Below are 22,500 nucleotides of genomic sequence, written 5' to 3'. Positions count from 1 at the left end.
GGAGAACTGGCTGAAGCCGAACAGCATCACCCGGAACTGATAATTGCGTGGGGAAGCGTTACCGTCACCTGGTGGACGCACAGTATTAAGGGATTGCACATAAACGACTTCATCATGGCCGCACGCACCAGTGCTCTGGAAAGCGATTAAGCTTGCTCTGGATCAGTCGAAGCTGCAAAGATGAAAACTTTAAAAGAAAGAAGGGGACAGATGGGTCAGCCAGAACGAATAGGACTAATGGAGGAGGGAAGAGGCATTTTCGGAAGAGCGCCTTAAGTCTTCCATAGGTCCGATAGGTCCGATAAAACGCTTAAAACATTTTCCCGTGAACGCAAAAAGGCAGCCGGAAAGCTGCCTTTTGCAAAATAATGTCCTGAAGTAATTACTGCCAGCCGCCGACCATGGCGAATATTTCACGGTCGCCGATCGGTACCGGTACTGCGGCAACAGGATTCTCCTGGATAAGGAAATCGGCAATTTCGTTGTATGGCTTGAGGCACTCGGGTTTGTCGGGGGTGTCATCCATCGCAAACATGGTTTTTCCGGCAAACCGGCTCTTGCGGATCAGTTCGTGGTAGGGCACTTTGGCAAGCAGCCTTGTACCGACCTTTTCGGCAAACTGGTCGAGCATGTTGGTGCCACCGCCGGTGGTGTAGTCAACACGGTTGGCAACGATACCGGCAAGCTTCACCTTGTAGCGGGCACTCTTCTGCTGGATGGCCATGCAGAGGCGGTTTGCAGCAAAGATGCTGTCGAAATCATTGGTGGCAATGATGATGGCATAGTCGGCATAGTTCAGGGGGGCGCTGAAACCGCCGCAAACAACGTCGCCAAGCACATCAAAGAGAATCACATCATACTTGTCATACAGGCCGAGCTCCTGGAGCAGGGTGACGGATTCACCGACAACGTATCCGCCGCAACCGCTTCCGGCAGGAGGTCCACCGGCTTCAAGACAGTCAATGCCGGCAAAACCGGTCTCTATAATATCCTCCGCGCTCAGCTCCTCATGATGAAAATCCACCTCTTCAAGAGCCTCGATAACGGTTTTCTGCAGCTTCCCGGTAATGGGGAAGGTGCTGTCATGTTTCGGGTCACAGCCTATCTGAAGTACCTTGGCGCCTTTCAGGGCAAGTGCCGCAGAAATGTTGGCGCTGGTGGTGCTTTTTCCTATACCGCCCTTGCCATATACCGCTAATACTAAACTCATAATGATTTCAGAGAAAATGATTGTTAGTTAAATACTTACCCGCCGAGTGACTCTTTTGCCTGGCGGAAAACCTCTACGGAGACCTGTGTTGCACCATTTTCGCGGGCAAAGGTCTCGGTGTTCTTTCTGACCTTCTTGCGGACAAAAAACGGAACTTTTTTCAGCATGGTTTCAGCATCGTCAGTCCAGATCATATCACCCTCACCGGAACCCTGTTCCGATTCAGAGGTAACGCCATGGGGTGCATGACCATTGCCTGTGGTAACAGCAGAGAGTGCTTCATGAGGCTCACCGGAAGAGGTGCTCTCCTCGTACTCCAGACCTGCATCACCGAAAAAGTCGATCAGGTGCTTTTCAAGACCGAGTTTGCATGAGAGATAGACTCTGTCGGCAATAACGTCAGAGCCGTCAAAACCGAAGAAGGGGTAATAACCGAGCAGATGATTTTCAATATGGGTCGGAGGGCAGATCACCATACAGGGGACATCAAGCTTGCGACATGCGTGGCGCTCCATCTGGGTACCGCAGACCAGGTCGGGCATCTCCTCATCAATCACTTTCGAGACATCCTGAAATTTGTCGGTCACCATAAGTTCACCGGGAAGATACCCTTCAAGCTCCTTGCGTACCCAGTCGGCATGCTGCTCCAGATAGGTGCCGGCACCGATAATCTTCATGCCGAGCTCGTCTTTCAGAAACTTCACAATACCGACCGTATGCGTTGCGTCACCGAAAACAAAGGCCCGCTTGTTGCTGAAGCTCTCCATATCGGCGGTTCTTGCAAACCATGGAACACCGCTCGGTGCGTTGATGCCGTCAAGCGAAAAGTTGTGCAGCTTCGGCATGGTTATCGGCGGCACTCCACGTTCAGCGCCTACCCTGTTGATCTGATCAATGACGGAGCGGAGCCAGGCAAGGGTAGGTTCAACACCGATAGGTGCCTCATAGATCGCCGGCATGGAAAATTTGTCGGCAAGATATCCGGCCGCCGTGGTACCGATTTCACGGTAAGGGGCAATATTGAGCCATGCCGCAGGGAGCTTGCCGAGATCATCAATTCCTGCACCCCAGGGAGCAACAACGTTGACCGTAACACCAAGGGTCTGGAGCATCCGGCGAAGAGAGGTGAGATTGGCTCGAAGGTGAAATCCAAGCGAGGTAAAACCGAGCAGGTTCACTGACGGCGCTGCGGTTTTTTCCTGCGGGGCGGCGTAGCGTTTGACCAGTTCGGTAAAGAGTCCATCGGCCGATTCGTTTTCCGAGACCCTGAAGGGGTTGAGTGCATAGACCAGCAGTTTCTCCTGCGGTACCCCGGAGTGGGCGGCAAGCTGGTGAAGATCTTCCTGGAGCAGCGCAGTACTGCAGCTCGGTGCTATAACCGTAAGCTCAGGATGGTAGTGGTGCTCAACCTGCTGCAGCGTTGAAGGAAGCCGGGATACTCCCTGGGCCAGATCCCGTCCTCGTACAACGCTGATGGAGAGTCCCGGGAATGCCGGTGTCCGTTCAAGCATGGTGTAGGTTGCCGTGATATAATCATCTCCCTGCGGGGCATGATAGACGGTGTGAACCCCTTTCATACTGTTGGTCACCCGGCTGATACCGTGAAGAGCCGTGCCCTCGTAAAGCCAGAAAGCTAAGCGCATACTTGTAAAACGTTTGTTATTGCATTTTCCTTTCGGTGAATCATTCAGCGCTCGGCATGACTCCTTCAAGCCAAACCTCTTCGTCAAACGCCGGCAGCAAGCTTCGGCGCTGGAGCGGTGATACAAACAAATTGGCCAGAGGAAAGACACCCGACCAGCTATGAATAGAGGTCAGCATGAACTCCATACTCCACTTCACAACAAATCCATGACCGACGAACGGGTTGGCGGTCATCAGGGAGGTAACAATCAGGTCCGGCTTGATGCGTTTGACATCCACAAGCTGTCGATGAAAGTTCGGCTGTTCGACAACGCGGACACCTTCAAGCGCCTCAAGTTCACGTGAATGAAATTTCTTGTTGATGTAGGCACTGCTGCACTCCACAACGTCAGCTCCGGCATTTTTCAGGAAACGGCCCAGCGGCAACTCCAGCATGGTATCAGCAGTCAGAAATACCTTCTTGCCCTTGAGCATATCGGTCTGTTTACGAATCTTCTCCCATGCGGCTTTTTCGCGGTCACGAAGATCGACCGTGATACCGAATTCCCGTGCGAGATCCTCCCAGAAGGCTCTGGTTCCGTCAGGACCGAAGGGGAAAAGCGAGTTAAGGACGCGGGCACCCCGTTCACGGGCAAGCTTGACGGCAACCCTTGAAAGGTATGGCTGGATCGGAGCCAGTACGGTATCAGGTCCAATCGCAGGCATCCTGTCAAAACGGGATTCAGGAAGAAAACCTCCTACAGCAATACCAAGCTCTTCGGCCTCAGCCCTGAGGTCATCGGCGGTGGCATCGTTGACTGATCCGAGAAAGACAACCTTTTTCTCTCCGGCGGGTGCTTCAGGGCAGAACGGTACCAGTGCATGAAGCACCGAATCCTCCGCCTGGGTAAAGTTATAGACCAGACCGCTGGCGGGCACAAAGAGCACCGGAACGTCCGGAGTGCTGAGATGGTGGGCAAGACCCTTGAAATCGACCTTCATAACCTCGGGTGTACATGACGAGAGCAGGAAGATCACTGAAGGGTGATGATCGGCCTTTATTTCACGGAGAATCTCCTCAAGGGTAGGCTCACTCTTGGAGAGATCACCCTCCTCAATAAGGGCAATGCCAAAACGGGGTTTGGCAAAGATCATCATGCCGAGAGCATTCTGCAGAAAATGGGCACAGGTATGTGTACCGAGAATGAGAAAAAAGCTGTCCTTGATCTTTTGATACATCCAACCGACACAGGCCAGGCCGCAGAAACTGTGTGTAACGTTATCTTCCTTGATTATCTGAACATCACCGGGAACCTGCATCATGAAGTATCTCCTCCTGATTGTTACTGGCCGCTGGTAACACCGCCTTCAGAGGGCGTAAAAAGGCGTTACAACGGTAAAACTTAAAGAAATTGAAGATAAAATATTTTCGGTAATCCCCCTACTCATCCAACGCCCTCTCTGAGGCTATTTTTGCTTTCACGGAAGCGGTTTTCTCACCAAGACGAACGGCCCGATCCCGGCGGTCATCAATTTTAATAACCGTGTAGACCCGCCTTCCTCCTTTGCTGAACGAATACTCATGGAGCTTCTGAGCCAGATCAAACAGGAGTGGTGCCGGTCCTTCAACCGTGGTCCCCATATCATGCAGCCTGAAGCTGCAGCCGCTTTCAGCCAGAAGCTCCTGAAGGCCGGCGACAAAGCCGCTCAGGCTCCCCTCCCTGCTGTCAAGGGGAATAACGGCAATATCCATCAAGGCCATGACAAACAGTTCTGAATGTTATCTGAAAACAGTCTCGTTTCGACCGGGTCCAACCGAAATAAAGGTAACCGGAAGCTGCAGTTCACGCTCAAGGAAGGTGACATAGTTTTGCGCTTCCGGCTGCATATCGGAAAAGGTGCGGGCATGCGCATTCGAGGCTTTCCACCCTTTCATTGTGGTAAATACCGGTTTGACTCTTGAAAGTGTGGGATGATCGGTCGGAAAATCATGGATCTCTCTGCCGTCGAGCATATAGGAGGTACACACCTTGACTTCGTCAAAAGTGTCAAGTACATCGAGCTTGGTAAGCGCAATTTCAGTAACACCGTTGACCGTTAGTGAGTAGCGCAGGGCAACCAGATCAATCCAGCCGCATCTGCGTTTTCGTCCTGTCGTGGCACCAAACTCATGACCGATTCTGCCAAGCTGTTCGCCGGTCTCATCATCAAGTTCAGAGGGGAATGCACCGTTGCCGACTCTGGTCATATATGCCTTGCTGATCCCAATCACCTTGCCGATATAGTTCGGAGCGATGCCGGATCCGGTACAGGCGCCACCGGATGTGGGGTTCGAGGAGGTCACATAGGGATAGGTTCCGTGATCCACGTCGAGCAGGCACCCTTGTGCACCTTCAAGCAGAACCGTTTTTCCCTCCCTGAGCTGACGGTTCAGGTAGAGCTGGGTATTGGTAACATAGGGGTCGATAATCTTGTCGAACTCCTGATACTCGCGCACCATCTCCTCAACATCAACCTCCTCCTTTTCATAGATATTTTTGAACACCTTGTTCTTGGCGGCAAGGTTCTCCCGGATCTTCTCCTCAAGCACCTGCGGGTTAAGCAGATCAACAACCCTGATGCCTTTTCGGGCAAACTTGTCCTCATAACTTGGTCCGATTCCACGACCGGTCGTACCGATCTTCTGGTCGCCCTGGGCGGTTTCGTGCAATGAATCAAGCAGTTTATGGTAAGGCATGATCAGGTGGGCATTGTGACTGATAAACAGCCGCCCTTTAACGGTGAAACCAAGCTCCTCGACTTTTTTAATCTCTTCAAGCAGCGCTACAGGGTCAATAACAACACCATTACCGATAACACAGACACACCCTTCGTTAAAAATGCCGGAGGGGATCAAATGCAGAACAACTGTTTTATTATCGAAACAGATGGTATGGCCGGCATTCGCTCCACCCTGATAACGGACAACGATATCATACTTGTCTGAAAGGTAGTCTACAAGTTTTCCCTTGCCCTCATCACCGAACTGTGTGCCGACTATGACGGTTGCAGACTGGGACGGTGTAATGAATTGATTTGGTTCCACGTCGATTGGTTTTAACGGATATAATGATCTAAATGAGCAAGCAGCTCGCTCTTCCCCTTTCCGGAAAAAGATGAATAATTTACAATAAATTTGGCTTTAGCCGCGCAACTTTCCATAATCCGCCTGGTCTTTGCCATCTCCTTTTGCGTCAGCTTGTCAAACTTGGTCAGCACAATACCATAAGGCCGCTCATGAAACTCAAGAAAATTGATCATTGCCCGGTCAGACTCCATGGCCGGATGACGGGAATCGAAAAGCAGCACAACCAGCGAAATGCTTTGGCGTTCTTCAATATATGATGAGAGCAGATGACCCCAGGCCGCTTTCTGTTCCTGGCCGACGGCCGCATACCCATATCCCGGAAGATCAACGAAATAAAACTCCTGGTTGATCAGAAAATAGTTGATCAGTCTTGTTTTTCCCGGTGTTGAGCTGGTTTTGGCAAGAGCTTTCAGCCCGGTAAGCGAGTTGAGAAGGGTCGATTTTCCTACATTGGATCGGCCCGCAAAAACAATTTCAGGAGTGGATTCTTCCGGCAGTCCGGAAAGAGCGGAAACACTTATGTGAAAGGCAGCACTGGTAATCTTCATACAAAAAGAGCAGTCAAAAGGGGTGCCCATAAAAAAGAGCAACAAAAAGGAAGCTAAAAACCTTGCGTTAAAAACCCAAATGTTTAACTTTCATCCGGCTTTTTACGTATTACATCAGGGCTCCTCTATAAATCGTCGTGATGCCCGATAGTTTCGGGAGATGAAAGTTTCTTTGCCGGCCTGCCGGAAGAACGAAGCAATCGAAGTACATCATAAATTTAGAGCGGTGCTCATCCTCAAAAAGGAAGAAAAGAGAGAAGATGTCACTCTTCATATACAACTCCCTCAGCAGAACCAAAGAGCAGTTTGAACCCCTGCACCCCGGATTTGTCAGCATCTATGTGTGTGGACCGACCGTCTATGGCCACTCCCACCTTGGTCATGCAAAAAGCTACGTCTCGTTTGACGTAGTCGTACGATGGCTGCGTCACTGCGGGTATCAGGTAAAATATGTCCAGAACATCACCGATGTTGGTCACCTGACCGATGACGCCGATGAGGGTGAAGACAAGATCATGAAGCAGGCCCGGCTTGAAAAAACCGACCCCATGGAGATCGCGCAGTTCTATACCCGCAGTTTCTATGAGGATATGGATCGGCTCGGCATACTCCGGCCCAACATTGCTCCGGCTGCGACCGCCCATATTCCTGAACAGATTGCACTGATTGAGCGACTGGTGGAAACCGGTCACGCCTATGAGGTCAACGGCAACGTCTACTTCTCCGTAGAGTCGTTTCCCGGATACGGCCGATTATCGGGACGAACCGACATGGAAGCGCAGCAGTCCGGCAACCGGGTGGAAGTGCGCTCTGAAAAACGGCACACATCTGATTTTGCGCTCTGGAAAAAAGCCGAAGAGAACCATCTGATGAAGTGGCGATCCCCCTGGGGTACCGGTTATCCCGGCTGGCACCTTGAGTGTTCAGCCATGTCGATGAAGTACCTCGGCGAAACGATTGACATTCACGGTGGCGGGATGGAAAACAAGTTTCCACACCATGAGTGTGAAATAGCCCAGGCTGAATCTGTCACCGGCAAACCCTACGTCAGGTTCTGGATGCACAACAACATGGTAACGGTCAACGGCATTAAAATGGGTAAATCCCTGAAGAATTCTGTCAACCTGAAGGAGCTCTTTTCAACCTTCGATCCGATTGTCATCAGATTCTTCATCCTGCAGTCGCATTATCGCTCACCGCTCGACTTCTCGGACGTTGCAATCCGTGCTTCGCAAACCGGCCTCGAAAAGCTGCATGAGACCTACCGGCGGCTCATGGAAACAAACTCCGGAAGCGGCATGTTTGCTGTTGAGCCTTATCTGGACCGCTTTAACGACGCGATGAATGATGATTTCAATACTCCGATTGCCGTTTCGGTTCTCTTTGATTGTGCAAAAGCACTCAATACGGCTCTTGACCGGAGTGAAGGCGTATCGGAAACCGCAAGAGAGGAAGCCGGGAAATTTCTGGCTATGGCGGGAACGGAGGTTCTCGGAATCCTGCAGCCCAGGGGCAGCTCCGGTGATAAACAGAGTGAAGAAACGGGCAAAGCACTTGAGGGTGTTATGGCTCTCATTCTTGAGCTTCGGGCAGAAGCCCGAAAGAACAAGGATTTCGCGCTCAGTGACAAGCTGCGTGACCGGCTGCTTGAAGCGGGAATCGAAATAAAAGATACAAAGGAAGGCGCCACCTGGTCAGTGAAATGAGTTGAATGAACAATATCGTCAATTTCGTCTATCAAATCCACCGCGTCCATTCTTCAAAGGTATTGCTGCAGCCCCTCCCTCCTCAGCACATCGGCTACCTCTTCTACACGATGAGAGAGCCCTTTGTTGCAGACCAGCAGTGCATCCTCTGTATCTATAATAATAACGTCACTGACACCTATGGTACAGACAATCTTGCCCGCAGGTTTTCTGACATAGATATTCTCACAATCTATCTGCACCAGACTTTTGCCGGAGTTGACTTCACCAAGCAGTGCGCGACTCCCCGCAACCTTCATCACCTCATCCCAGGAGCCAAGGTCGGTCCAGCCAAACTCACCGGTCAGCATTAACACCTCTTCAGCCTTCTCCATAACTCCCACATCTATTGAAACAGGGTGAATCCAGGAGTAGACATCCTCTATCACTTTCTTCTCTTCAGAAGTGCCAAGGTGGTGATAAATATTGAGCAGATCCTTGTGGAGATCAGGCATTGAACGTTCAAATGCCAGAGTGATGGCATCGATATGCCAGATAAAGACCCCGCTGTTCCAGAAAAAATCCCTGCTTTCCAGAAAATGAACCGCTGTCGTATAGTCCGGTTTTTCCGCAAACGCCTTTACCTTGAATAACCTGAAATCATATCCCCCCGATAATGCAGCCGGAAGCGGCAGCTCCTCATCGGCCTGAACATAGCCGTAGACCGTTTCAGGCCTGTCGGCGTTTATGCCAATTGTAACAAGAGCATTTTTGTCCCGCGCCATCTCGATGCCTGCGTCAACAATCGATATAAATGCATCTTCATCGAGTACAAGATGATCGGAAGGGAGTACAACGGTAATGGCATCGGGATCCCTTTTTTTTATGTGGGCGGTTCCGAGAGCTATACACGGGGCTGTGTTGCGGCTTGAAGGCTCAACAATGATATTTTCAGGCAATATCCCGCATGGCGTATCCAAAAGCAGCTTACGACCGTTTTCTCCCGTTATAACCAGAATATTCTCATCCCTTACTGAACGACGTATCCTCTTGACCGTTTGGGCAATCATGGTCCCTTCATCAAAAAGATCAAGAAACTGCTTGGGAATTTTTTTTCTCGAAACAGGCCACAGATTCCTTCCTGCTCCCCCGGCCATTATCAAGGCAAAAACATGATGAGTTGAACCGTCTTTCATGGATCCTGATTTCCTGTCGTGTTACTATTGCGGTGCTCACCGTTGAGCTATTTATGAAATTTACGATTATTTTCAGGCAAATGGATTGCTCTGGACGGGTGAAAGTCAGGTCTCATTTGTCATTCATCCTAAAATGTCGTTTTTTGGGGGTAAACCAATGAACAGAAGGATTACCCTGATGGAACAATTGCATGATGAGTTAACAACACTGCAGGCATTATGTGCAGAACACTCAATAGAACTTGACACCGAAAAGCTTGAAAAGCTGGTGCATTACGGCCACCTCCTCGAAGAGTGGAACCTTAAGGTAAACCTGATCAGCCGCAAGGAGGATTCACCGGTCATCATCAAACATATCTTTCATTCGATTCTGATAAGCAGCTATCACTCGTTCAGAAAGGAGGAGAGAGTTCTTGATCTCGGCACAGGAGGGGGACTGCCGGGAATACCGCTCTCCATTGCATTTCCCGATACCCGATTTCTGCTTGTTGACGCAACAGGTAAAAAAATCACAGCCTGCCAGGCTATGATCAAGGAGCTTGGCATTACAAATGCCATAGCGATGCATACCAGAGTGGAGGAGCTAAAAGGGGTGGTGTTCGATACCGTACTCTCAAGACAGGTTGCCCCTCTTGAGCAGCTTTGCCGGTATGCAGCAAGATTGTTGAAGCCCGATGGTACTCTTATCTGCCTGAAGGGCGGAAACCTCGACAGGGAAATTTCCAAAGCAATCGAGTCGAGAGAAAAAAACAACGGATTGCCGTTGACCGTAGAGCTGTACCCGATAAGCGCTGTCAGCTCCTTTTTCTCGGAAAAACAAATAGTCATTGCCCGGAGATAGCGTCTATCTGTCAGGCAATGACTACTATATTTTCAAAACAGGTCGGTGCAGTCAGACCTCTGTCAGGCTGTTGCTGCTGCTGCTGTTTCTTCTGTCTTCTTGGAGCCTTTAACACGTTTTGCACGATCCTGCTTGCCTGCTTTTGGCGCTGCGGGATAGGCTTCCACATAATCAACAAGCTCAATAACGGCCATTTTTGCTGCATCACCAAAACGGGGAGCAAGTTTGATAACCCTTGTATATCCACCGTTACGAGTGCCGACTTTGGCAACAATCTCTTCGAAAAGAATTCTTATTACCTGCTTGTCGCGGATATCCTTGAAGATTTCGCGCTGTGCATGAACGGTACCAACACGAGCTTTGGTAATGAGCTTTTCTGCTACGCGGCGCAACTCCTTTGCCTTTGCCTCAGTCGTCTCAATACGCTTGTGGAGGAACAGCTGTGTCGACAGGTTGCTGAGCGTTGCCTTTCTATGGGCAGCGGTTCTTCCGAGTTTTCTTGCCGGCTTAACTTTACGCATGACTTGTTTCTGTTCTCAATATTTCTAAAAATCGGTAACTGTACTTTTCTACTTCATCTGATACTTGGTAATATCCATACCAAATTTCAGGTCAAACTTTTCAAGCTGCTCCTTCAGTTCCGTCAGGGATTTCTTGCCGAAGTTTTTGTAGTTGAGCAACTCATCCTCCTTGCGTGAAACCAGATCGCCGATGGTATCGATTTCAGCAAGCCTCAGGCAGTTATGTGAACGTACCGAAAGGTCAAGGTCTTCGATCTTGGTGTGCAGCAGTCTGCGCATGGTCTCAAACTCATCATCCTGCTGTTTGAACTCCTCTTCGGTAAACTCCTCCTCGGTTGGAGAGAAATTCGCAAAGAAGGTTACGTGATCGGTGATGATTTTTCCGGCAAGACTGATTGAGTCATCCGGTGTTACCGATCCGTCAGTCTCCACATCAAGAATCATCTTCTCATAATCAGTACGCTGGCCTACACGGGTGTTCTCAACGGTAAACCTGACATTTCTGATCGGAGTGTAAATGGCATCAATAGCAATATATCCAATAGGCATTCCTTCGGGTCTGTTCTCCTCTGCAGGTACATAACCACGTCCACGTCCAACATAAAGGTCGATTTTCAGGGTTGCGCCGGCATTGACCGTAGCAATATGCATATCCTTGTTCAGTACCTCAAACTCGCCTTCCTGGGCAATAATATCACCGGCCGTAAACTCCTTTGGACCGACAATGGCCAGCGTGGTCTTGCAGTTTCTTTTACAGGTGGACTTGAAACGAACCCTCTTGAGATTCAGCACAATTTCCGGCACATCCTCGCGAACGCCATCAACTGCGGCAAACTCATGAAAAACGCCATCTATTTTCAGACCTGTTATTGCAGTTCCCGGAAGTGAGGCAAGCAGAACCCGTCTCATAACGTTCCCAAGGGTAACGCCGTAACCGCGCTCGAGCGGCTGAGCGATGAACCTGCCGAAACTGTCAGTATGATTGGCTTCGTCAACCTCTATTTTTGCAGGCATCTGCATCTGGTATATCATAGTATTTATACCTTTGAATTCGTTAAAATCACTTGGAATACAGCTCTACCACCAACTGTTCGTTATAGGGCTCCTGTATTTCCACTCTCTCTGGTACACTCAGGAACACCGACTTCTGATTAGCCTTGTCTACCTGTATCCATGTTGGAATACGTGACTCCGGTGCTTTATTGAGCGAATCCGTTACGGCATCCATGTTCTTGCTTCTCTGACGAAATTCAATCAAATCGCCCGGGGAGACAAGATAGGATGGTATGTTCACCTTCTTGCCGTTAATCAAAAGATGGCCATGTGTTACAAGCTGACGTGCACCTGCTCGGGAAGGAGCAAATCCGCTGCGGAATACAACATTATCAAAACGTCTTTCAATAAGCTTGACAAGGTTATCACCGGTTACACCTCTCTGCGATGCCGCACTTCATAAAGTAATTGCGGAACTGCTTTTCAAGAATTCCGTAAATATACTTCATCTTCTGCTTTTCTCTAAGCTGCAGAGCATACTCGGATACTTTCCCTTTCCGGGACTGACCGTGCTGTCCGGGAGGAAACGGACGTCTTTCGAGATATTTTTCAGCCTTGGGTGTAAGTGCTACTCCCAACCTGCGTGATACTTTTGTTATCGAACCTCTGAATCTTGCCATATCAATTGCTTCATTGAAATTCTATGAATATATAAAATCAGACCCTTCTGCGTTTGGGAGGCCGACATCCATTATGAGGAAGCGGTGTGATATCCTTGATGGTACGCACATCAAGACCTGCTCCCTGTAACGCTCTGATCGCTGCATCACGTCCGGCACCAGGGCCTTTGATAAAGACATTGACATGCCTCATACCAAGGTCATAAGCTTCCTTTGCTGCGGCTTCCGATGTAATCTGGGAAGCATAAGGGGTATTCTTTTTCGACCCTTTGAAACCGTTCTTACCGGCACTCGACCAGGAAACGGTGTTGCCCTGAAGATCGGTAATGGTTACCATAATATTATTAAAAGATGCCTTGATGTGTACGGCACCTTCCGGGGTAACCTTGACTTTCTTTTTCTTCCTGCTTATTGTAGCCATGAACTTACATTCTTTAGTCTCGAAGATTTATTGCCTGAACTCTACTACTTCTTGGCCGCCTTTTTCTTGCCGGCTACGGTCTTGCGCTTACCTTTTCTGGTCCTTGCATTTGTGGACGTTCTCTGACCGCGAACAGGCAGCGAACGACGATGACGCAGACCACGGTAACAACCGATATCCATAAGGCGCTTTACAGCGAGCTGCTGCTCACCGCGAGCCTGCCCCTCTACCTTGTAACTCTCAGCAATAATTTCTCTTATCGCATGCGCTTCTTCATCATTCAGCTCAGAGATCTTGCGGTCAGGAGCAATTCCTGCTCTCTGCAAAATGTTCTCCGCTGACACTCTCCCTATACCATAAACGTGCGTTAAAGCGATAACCGCATGTTTGTTTAACGGCAAATTTACCCCAGCTATCCTCATGTGCTTTTTAAAGTTCTATTGTTTTTCTGAAGATCAACCCTGGCGCTGCTTATGGCTTGGATTCACTTTGCAAATCACAAATCTCTTACCTTTGCGCTTGATAATGCGGCAGTGCTCGCAACGTTTCTTAATAGAAGAATATATTTTCATAATAAATCCGAAATGCAATAATTAATCCGACTATCCGAAATCTGAAAAGGCATGTAATGTAAATAATAAAGATCAAAGAATCAACATCAAGATCACTTATTTCGACACTTATTTGTATCGATAGGTGATCCGTCCTTTTGATATATCGTATGGAGATATCTGTACTTTCACCTTGTCACCGGGCAGAATCCTGATATAGTGCATCCTGATTTTTCCGGAAACATGCGCCAGGACTTCAAGACTGTTTTCAAGCTTTACCTTGAACTGCGCATTTGGAAGCGCCTCCAGAATTACGCCTTCAATCTCTATTGCTTCTTCCTTGGCCAAATTATTCTCTCCTTTGTTCTGTTCTGTTTTTTTGCCTCAAGCCCCTTCAGCATTGAGAAAAGTGCGGGTCAGCACTTCTGCTTTTCCCGGCCTGACAACTATCGTATGTTCAAAATGTGCAGCGTGCTTTCCATCCTCTGTCACAGCAACCCATCCACCCCTGCGGCTGACAGCTTTGCGTGAGCGGCCGAGGGCGATCATCGGTTCAATGGCAAGTGTCATGCCTTCACGAAGCGGCACTCCGGTATGCTTCTTTCCATAATTCGGTACAGCCGGATCTTCGTGCAATTCACTGCCAATGCCGTGCCCGACCATATTCTCTATAACACTGAACCCGAATGAACGGGCATAATCCTCAATAGCTGATGAGATGTCATGCAGGCGATTACCGGTTACTGCCATGGCAATCCCCCGTTCAAGACACTCCCGGGTAACATCCACAAGCTGCTGTACCTTCTCGTCAATAACGCCAAGCACAAATGTTCTTGCGGCGTCTCCGTGATAGCCACCTTTATAGGCACCACAGTCAACAGAGACAATATCACCTTCCCTTACGACACGCTTCTGGCTTGGGACTCCGTGTACAACCTCTTCATTGATCGATACACAAAGAGTTGCCGGATAGGGAGTCACATCGGGATCGCCTTTCGGAGCATAATTGAGAAAGCTTGGCACGCCATTATGGTCCCTGATAAACTCCTCCGCCATGGCATCAAGCTGCTTGGTGGTCATGCCCGGCTGTATTTCCCGCTCAAGAAGATCAAGAGCTTTTGCCACAAGGGCTCCGGACTCTCGCATCAACTCAATTTCGCGCTCGCTTTTAATCGTGATCATATCGTATATCCAGGCTTACCTGCCCTGTCGTCCGCGGGTTTTACCCGACTTCATAAAGCCGTCATAATGACGCATGAGCAGATGGCTTTCAACCTGCTGGAGAGTATCAAGTCCGACACCGACAATAATGAGAAGACTTGTACCGCCGAAAAACTGTGCGAATCCGGGGGTCACGTTACCGAACTTTGTAAGAAAAGTCGGAAGAATAGCGATAATTGCAAGCGATATGGCACCAGGCAGTGTAATACGGGTGAGGATATTATCAATAAAATCAGCCGTGCCTTTTCCGGGCCGTACACCGGGAATGAAACCACCCTGGCGACGCATGGTATCGGCAACCTCCTTGGGATTGAACGCTATAGCTGTATAAAAATAGGTAAAGAAAACAATCATGGTACCGAACATGAGCGCATACCACCATGAATCATAGGCAAATACCGTGGCAATTTTCTGCATCACTTCACTGTCAGGAAAGAACGAGATAAAGGTTCCGGGCAGGAACATGATCGACTGGGCGAAAATGATCGGCATGACTCCGGCGGTATTGATCCTCATGGGTATATACTGTGTGCTTCCGCCATAAACCTTGCGCCCGACAACACGCTTTGCATGCTGAACAGGAATGCGCCGGGTTCCAACGGTAAGGACAACAACAAATGCCACGATGGCGGCCATCATGGCGAGAATGATGACTTCGATAATCCAGTTCTTGCTGCCAAGTGAGACAGAACGCAGTTCCGCAACAAGTGACTGAGGAAATCTTGAGAGAATACCGATCATGATAATAAGCGATATTCCGTTACCGATACCGCGTTCAGTAATTTTCTCTCCGAGCCACATAACAAAAACTGTCGCTGAGGTAAGAAGAATGACTGCCGTAACCGTAAAGAAAATACCTGGTTCCGGTACAACGATCTTGCCGAATGATGACGGACTGGAGAAGCTCACACTAAGAGCCCAGGACTGAAGAGCAGCAATCAGAACCGTACCGTATCTTGTCATCTGGCTGATTTTCTGACGTCCATCCTCTCCCTCTTTCTGCAGCTTCTGAAAGTAGGGGGTAACTGCCCCGAGAAGCTGAACAATAATAGAGGCTGAAATGTAGGGCATGATGCCGAGAGAGAAGATCGATGCTCTTTGAAATGCTCCTCCTACAAAGAGATCAAAAAGACCGAAGAGATCGTTGGCATGGGAAGTTGATGCATTTGCTATAGCAGATGCATCAACACCCGGAATGGTAATATGAGAACCCAGCCTGTAAACAAATAACAGAAGAAGCGTATAAAGGATCCTCTGACGAAGTTCAGGGATTTTATTTATGTTCCTTATACTTTCAGTAAGCTTCATAGCGGCCTTTTAACAGATTCAGGGCTTTGTGGATTTTTTGGCTCTCTTGACCAGCCTAGCCTTTGGTTTCAAGAGGGCATCTTCTACCGAAAGATCCCTGACTTTTGATGCCTCTTCAAGGGTACGGAATGCTTTTACCGCTTTACCACCGGCGGCCGTTATTTTTTCCTCTGCACTTTTACTGAAAGCATGTGCAGTGATAGTAACAGCACTGGTCAGTTCCCCATTTCCGAGAACCTTGAAATAATCTGCGTTGCTGGCATGAAGAAGTGCCTTGAGATCAAGGACGGTAATCTCTTTTTCGATGAGTCCGTCTTCAATCCATTTATTGATCTGGGCAATATTGACCGTACTGACCGGCTTTCTGTCTATCGGTGTGAAGCCGAATTTAGGAAGCCTGCGATAGACAGGTACCTGTCCACCCTCCATAATCGGTCTTTTGTAGCCGCTTCTGGCCTGCTGACCCTTGTTACCTTTGCCCGCTGTAGTTCCATTACCTGAACCCTGACCGCGGCCGACACGTTTAGTTGCTTTAACAGCGCCACCTTTTGCTGGACGAAGTGAGCTTAAATCCATGGTTTCAATTCCCGACTTGCTATTAGTAAAATCTTAGACTTCTTCAACCTTCACAAGGTGCTGAACAACCCTGATCTGTCCTCTTGTGCAGGGATTATCCTGCCGGTCTACATGGTAGTTTGGTCTGCCAAGTCCAAGTGCCTTGATGGTAGCCTTCTGCTTTTTGGTACCACCGATAATGCTGCGCACCTGGGTAATCTTTATTTTTTTCTCACTCATGATCACACTCTTTCGTTTAGCTTTCAAAAACCTCTTTCAGGCTCTTTGACCGTCTCTCTCCAACATCATAAGCATCAGATATACTCTGCAAGCCCAGGATAGCTGCTTTAACCACGTTGTGGGGGTTCGATGAACCGAGCGATTTGGTCAGAATATCATGGATACCAGCCATTTCAAGGACAGCTCTTACCGCTCCACCGGCAATAAGACCGGTACCGGGTGTAGCCGGCTTCATGAGAACCTTGGCCGAACCGTACTTGGCAATGATCTGATGAGGAATTGTTCCCTTGACAATAGGCACCTTGATGACATTTTTCTTGCCATCCTCAACACCTTTTGCAATTGCATCCTGAACTTCGTTTGCTTTTCCAAGCCCGTAGCCGACATGACCTTCCTTATCGCCAACGACAACAATAGCATTGAATCCGAAACGTTTACCGCCCTTCACAACCTTTGCAGTCCTGTTGATATGTACCAGCTTCTCTTTCAGATTTAACTCACCGGGCCTGATACTCTTAGCAGATGTTTTCGCCATTTACCTATCTCTTTGAAAAGTTTTTAAAAGATCAGTCCTGCTTCTCTCGCGCCATCAGCCAATGCCTTGACCCTGCCGTGATAACGAAAACCATTCCTGTCAAATACTACATTTGTTATTCCTGCTGCGAGAGCTTTCTCTCCGATCTGCTTTCCGATGGTGCGGCAGCGATCAGATTTGGAACCCTGCAACCCTTTGTTCTCCTTCGACAAGGTCGAAGCGGCTACCAGGGTTTTGCCGTTCACATCATCAATCAGCTGTGCGTATATCTGGGAAAGGCTACGGTAGACACAAAGTCTCGGCTTTGCCTGTGATCCCTGGACACTGCTTCTGCTTCTGTCCTTGATTTTCTGCCTCCGGGAGGCTTTATCGATTTGACTCATTCTCTTGAACCGTTGTATAATGTTATTGCGTAAATTCCTGAACGCTTCATTCAACCCTTACTTGCCTGCAGCCTTTCCTTCCTTGCGGCGGATCACTTCACCTTCATATTTGATACCCTTGCCACGATATGGCTCAGGTTTCCTGAATGAGCGGATCTTGGCAGCAATCTGACCTACAAGAGCTTTATCAATACCACTGATAAGAATGGTTGTCTGATCCGGCACCTCAATTTTGATCTCGTCAGGAGCCTTGAAATAGATCATGTGTGAATAGCCAAGTGTGAGAGCAAGAAGATCGTTCTTCAGTTCCGCACGGTATCCTACACCTGATATTTCAAGCTTCCTCGTAAAGCCTTTGGTCACACCATCGATCATGTTGCTGATCAGCTGGCGATAAAGACCATGCTGTGCCTTGGCCTTCTTGCTCTCATCAATGCGCTGAACTGTAACAATACCGCCATCCTGTGTAACGATAACCTGATCGGTAAGCTGCTGTTCAAGAGCACCTTTTGGTCCTGATACCCTGACGCTTGACTCACTGATCTCTATCTTCGCCTGATTGCTCAGGGGTATTGGCATTTTTCCTATTCTTGACATGGTATTCTAATGCTCTTTGACTTATGAATTAATAGATACGGAACAGGATTTCACCACCAACACCCTGTACACGAGCCTCTTTATCAGTGATAACACCTTTCGATGATGAAAGAATGTAGAGTCCAAGACCGCCAAGATATTTTTTGATATCCTTTCCGTCATAGACACGACGACCAGGCTTGCTGACCCTCGTAATTTCCTTGATCGCCGGATCACCCTGAGCAGTGTACTTCAGGTCAACACGGATAAAAGGAAACTTTTCAGCGGTAATAACCGTGAAGTTCTTGATGTATCCTTTTTCAAGAAGCAGTTGCGAGATATTCTCTCTGAGCTTCGAATACGGGATATCGGTCGTTTTATTTTTTGCTCTCCCCGCATTTCTGATCCGGGTGATATAATCTGCTACAGAATCCGTTACAGGCATAGCTAACGTTGGTTACTTTCGAAAATGATCAAATACCTTACTTTTTAAAACAGTCCGGCTGATTTACCAGCTTGCTTTTTTAACACCCGGCAGTTTTCCTTCAAGAGCGAACTTGCGGAACATATGCCGGCACAATCCATACTTCTCATATACACCTCTTCCACGGCCGGTAAGCACACAACGGTTGCGAACCCTCGTAGCAGAACTGTCTCTCGGCAGTTTGCGAAGAGCTTCGTAATCACCGGCTTTCAGCAGCTCTTCACGAAGAACAGCATACTTCTCCACAAGCCTTTTCCTCTTTTCGTTCCTTGCTATAACGCTTTTCTTGGCCATCTGATTTCTGAATTATTTAGTTGTTCTTCTTTTTGAATGGCATTCCAAGTTCCGAAAGCAGCACGTACGCCTCTTCGTCTGAAGCGGCGGAAGTGACAAAGCTGATATCCATTCCGGATATTCTCGGCACTTTATCTATGTCTATTTCCGGAAAAATAATCTGCTCGCGAACACCGATGGTGTAATTGCCACGACCATCAAAACTGGTATCGCTCAGACCGCGGAAATCGCGGATCCTCGGAACGGCAAGACTGACAAAACGGTCGAAGAACTCATACATGGCCTTACGACGAAGTGTAACACGGCATCCGATAGCCTGTCCTTCACGAAGCTTGAAGTTGGATATTGCTTTTCTCGATTTACGGATCTGCGGTTTCTGTCCGGTAATCTGGGCAAGCTCCTGGATAGCGATTTCGAGCAGTTTTGGCTCGGAAGCAGCTTCACCAACACCGATGTTGATTGAGATTTTTTTAAGCCTCGGCACTCTCATTACATTCTTGTAATCAAAGCGCTCGATAAGCTTTGGTGTCACTTTTTCCTTATAGAAGGTCTCAAGCCTTGCTAATGAAGATCCTGCCGGTGTCGTCTCTTTGTTCTGGGCCATCGTATTCTTTATCTGTTTACCAGGATGGTCTTGGTCATCCTGTCTTTAGTGGAAAACTTAACTTTTCTTCACGTTGGAAGCATGAATAGGAAACTCGCGCTCTATAATTGCACCCTGCGGGTTTGACTGGGTCGGACGTGTATGGCGCTTGCGGATATTTACCCCTTCAACAATCACACGGGTTTTCAACGGGTAAACTTTCAGAATCTTTCCGCTCTTTCCTTTATCGTTGCCGCTGATAACGACGACTGTGTCGTTCTTTCTTACATGCAGCTTAACCTTTTTAATCCCTGTTTTCATTTTTCACTTGTATGATTGTATTCATAAAATCCTGAGCGGGAGACGAGACTCGAACTCGCGACCAACAGCTTGGAAGGCTGTGACTCTACCAACTGAGTTACTCCCGCCTGTGACACATCAGAGAACCTCTGGTGCCAGCGAAACGATCTTCATATACTTTCTGTCGCGAAGCTCTCTTGCAACAGGTCCGAAGATACGGGTACCTCTTGGCTCGCCCTGCGCATTGAGAAGAACAACAGCATTTTCGTCAAAACGGATATACGATCCATCCTTTCTTCTCTGTTCCTTGACGCAGCGTACGACAACAGCCTTGCAGACATCCTTCTTTTTAACTACACCACCAGGTACAGCTGCTTTGACCGATACGATAATCTGATCACCCAATGAGGCATATCGCCTCCCGGTTCCGCCGAAAACATGAATGCAACGAACCTTCTTGGCTCCGCTGTTATCGGCAACAACCAGATTTGTTTCTTTCTGGATCATCCTGTTTCAAACTTTGTTAAATGTATAAAAATCGACTCTTACCTGGCTTTTTCGATAATCTCAACCAAACGGCAGCTCTTTCTCTTGCTGAGCGGACGGCACTCGACAACCTTTACAAGATCACCGATTCCAGCTTCATTCTTCTCATCATGAGCCATGAGTCTGGTGGTTTTCTTGAAATATTTCTTGTAAACCGGATGCTGAACCCTGCGCTCGACAACAACGACAATAGCCTTGTCCATCTTGTCACTGACAACCTTGCCTAACCAGCTCTTTTTTCTTCCCCTTTCCGCAGCATTCTGTTCCATAGATGCACTGCCTGTTTTATTTTCTTCCATGTAAGTAAACAGTTTTTTGGTTTGCCTTGCCCTCAACCCTTGACCGCTTCAGCGGTTGCGAGTTGATGAAGCCTGGTTTTCATGCGCGCAATATCCCGCTTGGAATTGCGGAAAACCATCGGATTCTGCGGCTGCTCAATAACCTTATAAAAATTGATATCAGCGACCCGGTCTTCAAGCTCTTTGATCCGGTCGACCAGCTCCTGCTTGCCTAATGCCGCAATTTCATACTTTTTCATAATATGTAACCCTCTTGTCGAATTAGTTGCTCGGTTAATCTTCGTAATCAGGACGGACTATGAACTTCGTCTTGATCGGCAATTTCTGTGCTGCAAGTCTGAAAGCCTCGGTTGCTACCTCTCTTGGTACACCATCAGCTTCAAACATGATTCTGCCTGGCTTGACAACCGCTACCCAGAACTCGGGCGAACCTTTACCGGAACCCATTCGGGTTTCAGCAGCTTTCTTGGTTACCGGTTTATCCGGGAAAATTCTGATCCAGATTTTACCATCCCTCTTCATGAATCTGGTCATTGCCACACGTGCAGCTTCAATCTGACGGCTGGTAATCCATGCTGACTCAATAGCCTTTAAACCGAAAGAACCGAAAGTTACCAATGTTCCTCTGCCGGAATTGCCCTTCATCCGGCCTCTCATTGTCTTTCTATATTTGACTCTCTTTGGCATTAACATACCGGCGACTCCATTCGTTTTCTGATTTGTTGGTACTTGTAATTATGCTCGCTTGGTGCGACGACGGCGCTTGCTGTTGCGGCCATCACGATTTCTTGCACCGGCATCATTGCGTCTCTCCTTGATTCTCTTCAGCTCATCCTCTTCAATAGCATCAATACGCTGAACAAGTACCTCACCTTTGTAAACCCAGACCTTTATACCGATAGTACCGGCAATGGTATGTGCAGTGACACTTGCATAATCAACATTGGCACGAATAGTATGGAGCGGAATCTTGCCTTCCTTGTACTGCTCTGCACGGGCAATTTCAGCACCGCCAAGACGGCCTGCACAACGGATTCTGACTCCTTCAGCTCCGGAACGCATAGCCTGCTGTATAGCCTGTTTCATCGCCCTTCTGAAAGAGACACGGTTTTCAAGCTGATAGGCAATGTTGTCGCCGATAAGCTGTGCCTCGATCTCCGGCTTGACGACTTCAACAACATCAATTTTCACCTCTTTACCGGTGATACGGCTCAGTTCCTGTGAAAGATTATTGATCTCTTCGCCTTTTCTTCCAACCACTGCACCCGGACGGGCTGCATAGATATTGATCTTGACATGCTTTGTCGTTCTCTCTATAACGATACGGGCAATACCTGCTCTCTCTCTTTTCAGTCTTGCAATAACATAGTTACGGATAACATGATCCTGTTTGATCTTTTCAGATATAACAGGGCTGTCATCATACCAGCGTGAGGTCCAGTCCCTTATAATTCCAAGCCTGAATCCAGTAGGATTAACTTTCTGACCCAATGCGCTCTCCTTATTTTATTTAGTTACTGGATTTTTAACCTTATCAATGACAATCGTCAGATGATTCGATCTTTTGCGAATCCTGTATGCCCGGCCCATAGGAGCTGGAAGCATTCTTTTCAGTGTCGTTCCCTGATCAACAAATATAGCCTTGACGAATAGCTCCTGATCACTGACCCGCTCATCAGGATTCAGCTGCGCGTAATTGGCAACTGCCGACTTGAGCGTCTGCATAAGATTCCGTGACGCCGACTTTGTTGAGTTGAGCAGAATGCCTTTGCCAGATCGA

The 22,500-nt window shown here is 48.3% G+C and carries 33 protein-coding genes, 1 tRNA gene and 1 pseudogene (1 of these 35 only partly in view); 3 read left to right on the top strand and 32 right to left on the bottom strand.

All coding sequences use genetic code 11. The features are described from left to right. A protein-coding gene (locus tag CFERDRAFT_RS07370) for a 4a-hydroxytetrahydrobiopterin dehydratase (RefSeq protein ID WP_040433443.1) crosses the window boundary here: on the top strand, window positions 1-150 show its 3' portion. The gene continues 192 nt to the left of window position 1, outside the view; only the last 150 of its 342 coding nucleotides appear in the window; its start codon lies off the left edge, out of view; its stop codon occupies window positions 148-150. A 232-nt stretch (window positions 151-382) separates the two neighbouring features. Here CFERDRAFT_RS07370 and bchL read toward each other — a convergent pair whose 3' ends face one another. From bchL to yihA, 6 genes are all read right to left on the bottom strand, one after another. Further along, on the bottom strand, window positions 383-1,210 hold the full coding sequence (gene bchL / locus CFERDRAFT_RS07365; protein ID WP_006366588.1) for a ferredoxin:protochlorophyllide reductase (ATP-dependent) iron-sulfur ATP-binding protein: 828 nt from the start codon (window positions 1,208-1,210) through the stop codon (window positions 383-385). A gap of 35 nt (window positions 1,211-1,245) precedes the next feature. Further along, on the bottom strand, window positions 1,246-2,853 hold the full coding sequence (locus CFERDRAFT_RS07360; protein WP_006366587.1) for a ferredoxin:protochlorophyllide reductase (ATP-dependent) subunit B: 1,608 nt from the start codon (window positions 2,851-2,853) through the stop codon (window positions 1,246-1,248). Window positions 2,854-2,893: 40 nt separating this feature from the next. Then, window positions 2,894-4,156, bottom strand: a complete 1,263-nt coding sequence (gene bchN / locus CFERDRAFT_RS07355) for a ferredoxin:protochlorophyllide reductase (ATP-dependent) subunit N (protein WP_006366586.1) — start codon at window positions 4,154-4,156, stop codon at window positions 2,894-2,896. Window positions 4,157-4,274: 118 nt separating this feature from the next. Continuing rightward, complete coding sequence (locus tag CFERDRAFT_RS07350) at window positions 4,275-4,595, bottom strand: MTH1187 family thiamine-binding protein (protein ID WP_006366585.1); 321 nt, start codon at window positions 4,593-4,595, stop codon at window positions 4,275-4,277. 18 nt (window positions 4,596-4,613) lie between these two features. Then, a complete protein-coding gene (locus CFERDRAFT_RS07345) occupies window positions 4,614-5,918 on the bottom strand; it encodes an adenylosuccinate synthase (RefSeq protein ID WP_006366584.1) in 1,305 nt (434 codons plus the stop codon). Between the two features lie 11 nt (window positions 5,919-5,929). Then, window positions 5,930-6,508, bottom strand: a complete 579-nt coding sequence (gene yihA / locus CFERDRAFT_RS07340) for a ribosome biogenesis GTP-binding protein YihA/YsxC (RefSeq protein ID WP_040433456.1) — start codon at window positions 6,506-6,508, stop codon at window positions 5,930-5,932. A gap of 260 nt (window positions 6,509-6,768) precedes the next feature. On the opposite strand from yihA, the gene cysS reads away from it, so the two are divergent. Next, on the top strand, window positions 6,769-8,214 hold the full coding sequence (gene cysS, locus CFERDRAFT_RS07335) for a cysteine--tRNA ligase (RefSeq protein ID WP_006366582.1): 1,446 nt from the start codon (window positions 6,769-6,771) through the stop codon (window positions 8,212-8,214). 53 nt (window positions 8,215-8,267) lie between these two features. Here cysS and CFERDRAFT_RS07330 read toward each other — a convergent pair whose 3' ends face one another. Further along, on the bottom strand, window positions 8,268-9,389 hold the full coding sequence (locus tag CFERDRAFT_RS07330) for a mannose-1-phosphate guanylyltransferase (RefSeq protein WP_006366581.1): 1,122 nt from the start codon (window positions 9,387-9,389) through the stop codon (window positions 8,268-8,270). Window positions 9,390-9,567: 178 nt separating this feature from the next. Here CFERDRAFT_RS07330 and rsmG point away from each other — a divergent pair, with 178 nt between their 5' ends. After that, window positions 9,568-10,230, top strand: a complete 663-nt coding sequence (gene rsmG / locus CFERDRAFT_RS07325) for a 16S rRNA (guanine(527)-N(7))-methyltransferase RsmG (RefSeq protein WP_040433454.1) — start codon at window positions 9,568-9,570, stop codon at window positions 10,228-10,230. Window positions 10,231-10,292: 62 nt separating this feature from the next. Here rsmG and rplQ read toward each other — a convergent pair whose 3' ends face one another. The 25 genes and pseudogenes from rplQ to CFERDRAFT_RS07205 form a co-directional block, all read right to left on the bottom strand. Beyond that, on the bottom strand, window positions 10,293-10,751 hold the full coding sequence (rplQ, locus tag CFERDRAFT_RS07320; protein WP_006366579.1) for a 50S ribosomal protein L17: 459 nt from the start codon (window positions 10,749-10,751) through the stop codon (window positions 10,293-10,295). Window positions 10,752-10,799: 48 nt separating this feature from the next. Next, window positions 10,800-11,783: a DNA-directed RNA polymerase subunit alpha gene (locus CFERDRAFT_RS07315; RefSeq protein ID WP_006366578.1), complete on the bottom strand. Its 984-nt coding sequence runs from the start codon at window positions 11,781-11,783 to the stop codon at window positions 10,800-10,802. Window positions 11,784-11,811: 28 nt separating this feature from the next. Beyond that, window positions 11,812-12,424, bottom strand: a pseudogene (gene rpsD, locus CFERDRAFT_RS07310) (30S ribosomal protein S4). 37 nt (window positions 12,425-12,461) lie between these two features. After that, window positions 12,462-12,845 carry a 30S ribosomal protein S11 gene (gene rpsK / locus CFERDRAFT_RS07305; protein WP_006366575.1) on the bottom strand — a complete coding sequence of 128 codons (384 nt, stop codon included), beginning with the start codon at window positions 12,843-12,845 and terminating at the stop codon, window positions 12,462-12,464. 44 nt (window positions 12,846-12,889) lie between these two features. Next, on the bottom strand, window positions 12,890-13,267 hold the full coding sequence (gene rpsM / locus CFERDRAFT_RS07300; RefSeq protein WP_006366574.1) for a 30S ribosomal protein S13: 378 nt from the start codon (window positions 13,265-13,267) through the stop codon (window positions 12,890-12,892). Window positions 13,268-13,300: 33 nt separating this feature from the next. Next, window positions 13,301-13,417 (bottom strand): 50S ribosomal protein L36, encoded by a 117-nt coding sequence (gene rpmJ / locus CFERDRAFT_RS12090; RefSeq protein WP_010933819.1) that lies wholly within the window; start codon window positions 13,415-13,417, stop codon window positions 13,301-13,303. Window positions 13,418-13,525: 108 nt separating this feature from the next. Beyond that, entirely contained in the window at window positions 13,526-13,744 is a 219-nt protein-coding gene (infA, locus tag CFERDRAFT_RS07295) for a translation initiation factor IF-1 (RefSeq protein WP_006366573.1), read from the bottom strand. A gap of 36 nt (window positions 13,745-13,780) precedes the next feature. Beyond that, window positions 13,781-14,578, bottom strand: a complete 798-nt coding sequence (map, locus tag CFERDRAFT_RS07290; protein WP_006366572.1) for a type I methionyl aminopeptidase — start codon at window positions 14,576-14,578, stop codon at window positions 13,781-13,783. 15 nt (window positions 14,579-14,593) lie between these two features. Continuing rightward, window positions 14,594-15,925 carry a preprotein translocase subunit SecY gene (gene secY, locus CFERDRAFT_RS07285; protein WP_006366571.1) on the bottom strand — a complete coding sequence of 444 codons (1,332 nt, stop codon included), beginning with the start codon at window positions 15,923-15,925 and terminating at the stop codon, window positions 14,594-14,596. Window positions 15,926-15,943: 18 nt separating this feature from the next. Continuing rightward, window positions 15,944-16,501 (bottom strand): 50S ribosomal protein L15, encoded by a 558-nt coding sequence (gene rplO / locus CFERDRAFT_RS07280; protein ID WP_006366570.1) that lies wholly within the window; start codon window positions 16,499-16,501, stop codon window positions 15,944-15,946. A 33-nt stretch (window positions 16,502-16,534) separates the two neighbouring features. Beyond that, window positions 16,535-16,720, bottom strand: coding sequence for a 50S ribosomal protein L30 (gene rpmD, locus CFERDRAFT_RS07275; RefSeq protein WP_006366569.1), 186 nt, complete (start codon window positions 16,718-16,720; stop codon window positions 16,535-16,537). A gap of 16 nt (window positions 16,721-16,736) precedes the next feature. Beyond that, a complete protein-coding gene (gene rpsE, locus CFERDRAFT_RS07270) occupies window positions 16,737-17,255 on the bottom strand; it encodes a 30S ribosomal protein S5 (protein ID WP_006366568.1) in 519 nt (172 codons plus the stop codon). A gap of 23 nt (window positions 17,256-17,278) precedes the next feature. After that, window positions 17,279-17,638 carry a 50S ribosomal protein L18 gene (rplR, locus tag CFERDRAFT_RS07265; RefSeq protein WP_006366567.1) on the bottom strand — a complete coding sequence of 120 codons (360 nt, stop codon included), beginning with the start codon at window positions 17,636-17,638 and terminating at the stop codon, window positions 17,279-17,281. Window positions 17,639-17,695: 57 nt separating this feature from the next. Continuing rightward, a complete protein-coding gene (rplF, locus tag CFERDRAFT_RS07260) occupies window positions 17,696-18,235 on the bottom strand; it encodes a 50S ribosomal protein L6 (RefSeq protein WP_006366566.1) in 540 nt (179 codons plus the stop codon). A 28-nt stretch (window positions 18,236-18,263) separates the two neighbouring features. Next, complete coding sequence (gene rpsH, locus CFERDRAFT_RS07255) at window positions 18,264-18,659, bottom strand: 30S ribosomal protein S8 (RefSeq protein WP_006366565.1); 396 nt, start codon at window positions 18,657-18,659, stop codon at window positions 18,264-18,266. 63 nt (window positions 18,660-18,722) lie between these two features. Next, window positions 18,723-18,992 carry a 30S ribosomal protein S14 gene (rpsN, locus tag CFERDRAFT_RS07250; protein WP_006366564.1) on the bottom strand — a complete coding sequence of 90 codons (270 nt, stop codon included), beginning with the start codon at window positions 18,990-18,992 and terminating at the stop codon, window positions 18,723-18,725. Window positions 18,993-19,008: 16 nt separating this feature from the next. Beyond that, on the bottom strand, window positions 19,009-19,596 hold the full coding sequence (rplE, locus tag CFERDRAFT_RS07245) for a 50S ribosomal protein L5 (RefSeq protein ID WP_006366563.1): 588 nt from the start codon (window positions 19,594-19,596) through the stop codon (window positions 19,009-19,011). Between the two features lie 57 nt (window positions 19,597-19,653). Next, window positions 19,654-19,896: a 50S ribosomal protein L24 gene (gene rplX / locus CFERDRAFT_RS07240; protein ID WP_006366562.1), complete on the bottom strand. Its 243-nt coding sequence runs from the start codon at window positions 19,894-19,896 to the stop codon at window positions 19,654-19,656. Between the two features lie 34 nt (window positions 19,897-19,930). After that, window positions 19,931-20,003 (bottom strand) — tRNA-Gly (locus tag CFERDRAFT_RS07235). A gap of 10 nt (window positions 20,004-20,013) precedes the next feature. Next, complete coding sequence (gene rplN, locus CFERDRAFT_RS07230) at window positions 20,014-20,382, bottom strand: 50S ribosomal protein L14 (protein ID WP_006366561.1); 369 nt, start codon at window positions 20,380-20,382, stop codon at window positions 20,014-20,016. 38 nt (window positions 20,383-20,420) lie between these two features. Further along, a complete protein-coding gene (gene rpsQ / locus CFERDRAFT_RS07225; RefSeq protein WP_006366560.1) occupies window positions 20,421-20,720 on the bottom strand; it encodes a 30S ribosomal protein S17 in 300 nt (99 codons plus the stop codon). A 32-nt stretch (window positions 20,721-20,752) separates the two neighbouring features. Next, window positions 20,753-20,959 (bottom strand): 50S ribosomal protein L29, encoded by a 207-nt coding sequence (gene rpmC / locus CFERDRAFT_RS07220; protein ID WP_006366559.1) that lies wholly within the window; start codon window positions 20,957-20,959, stop codon window positions 20,753-20,755. A gap of 34 nt (window positions 20,960-20,993) precedes the next feature. Next, on the bottom strand, window positions 20,994-21,413 hold the full coding sequence (rplP, locus tag CFERDRAFT_RS07215) for a 50S ribosomal protein L16 (RefSeq protein ID WP_006366558.1): 420 nt from the start codon (window positions 21,411-21,413) through the stop codon (window positions 20,994-20,996). A gap of 42 nt (window positions 21,414-21,455) precedes the next feature. Then, on the bottom strand, window positions 21,456-22,211 hold the full coding sequence (gene rpsC / locus CFERDRAFT_RS07210) for a 30S ribosomal protein S3 (protein WP_006366557.1): 756 nt from the start codon (window positions 22,209-22,211) through the stop codon (window positions 21,456-21,458). 15 nt (window positions 22,212-22,226) lie between these two features. After that, window positions 22,227-22,500, bottom strand: a 274-nt coding sequence (locus CFERDRAFT_RS07205; RefSeq protein ID WP_006366556.1) for a large ribosomal subunit protein uL22, incomplete at its 5' end; no start/stop codon positions are given.

This window comes from Chlorobium ferrooxidans DSM 13031, from assembly GCF_000168715.1.
GTDB lineage: Bacteria > Bacteroidota > Chlorobiia > Chlorobiales > Chlorobiaceae > Chlorobium > Chlorobium ferrooxidans.
Note: the sequence above shows the minus strand (reverse complement) of the source record. Positions and strands in the feature narration are given on the sequence as shown.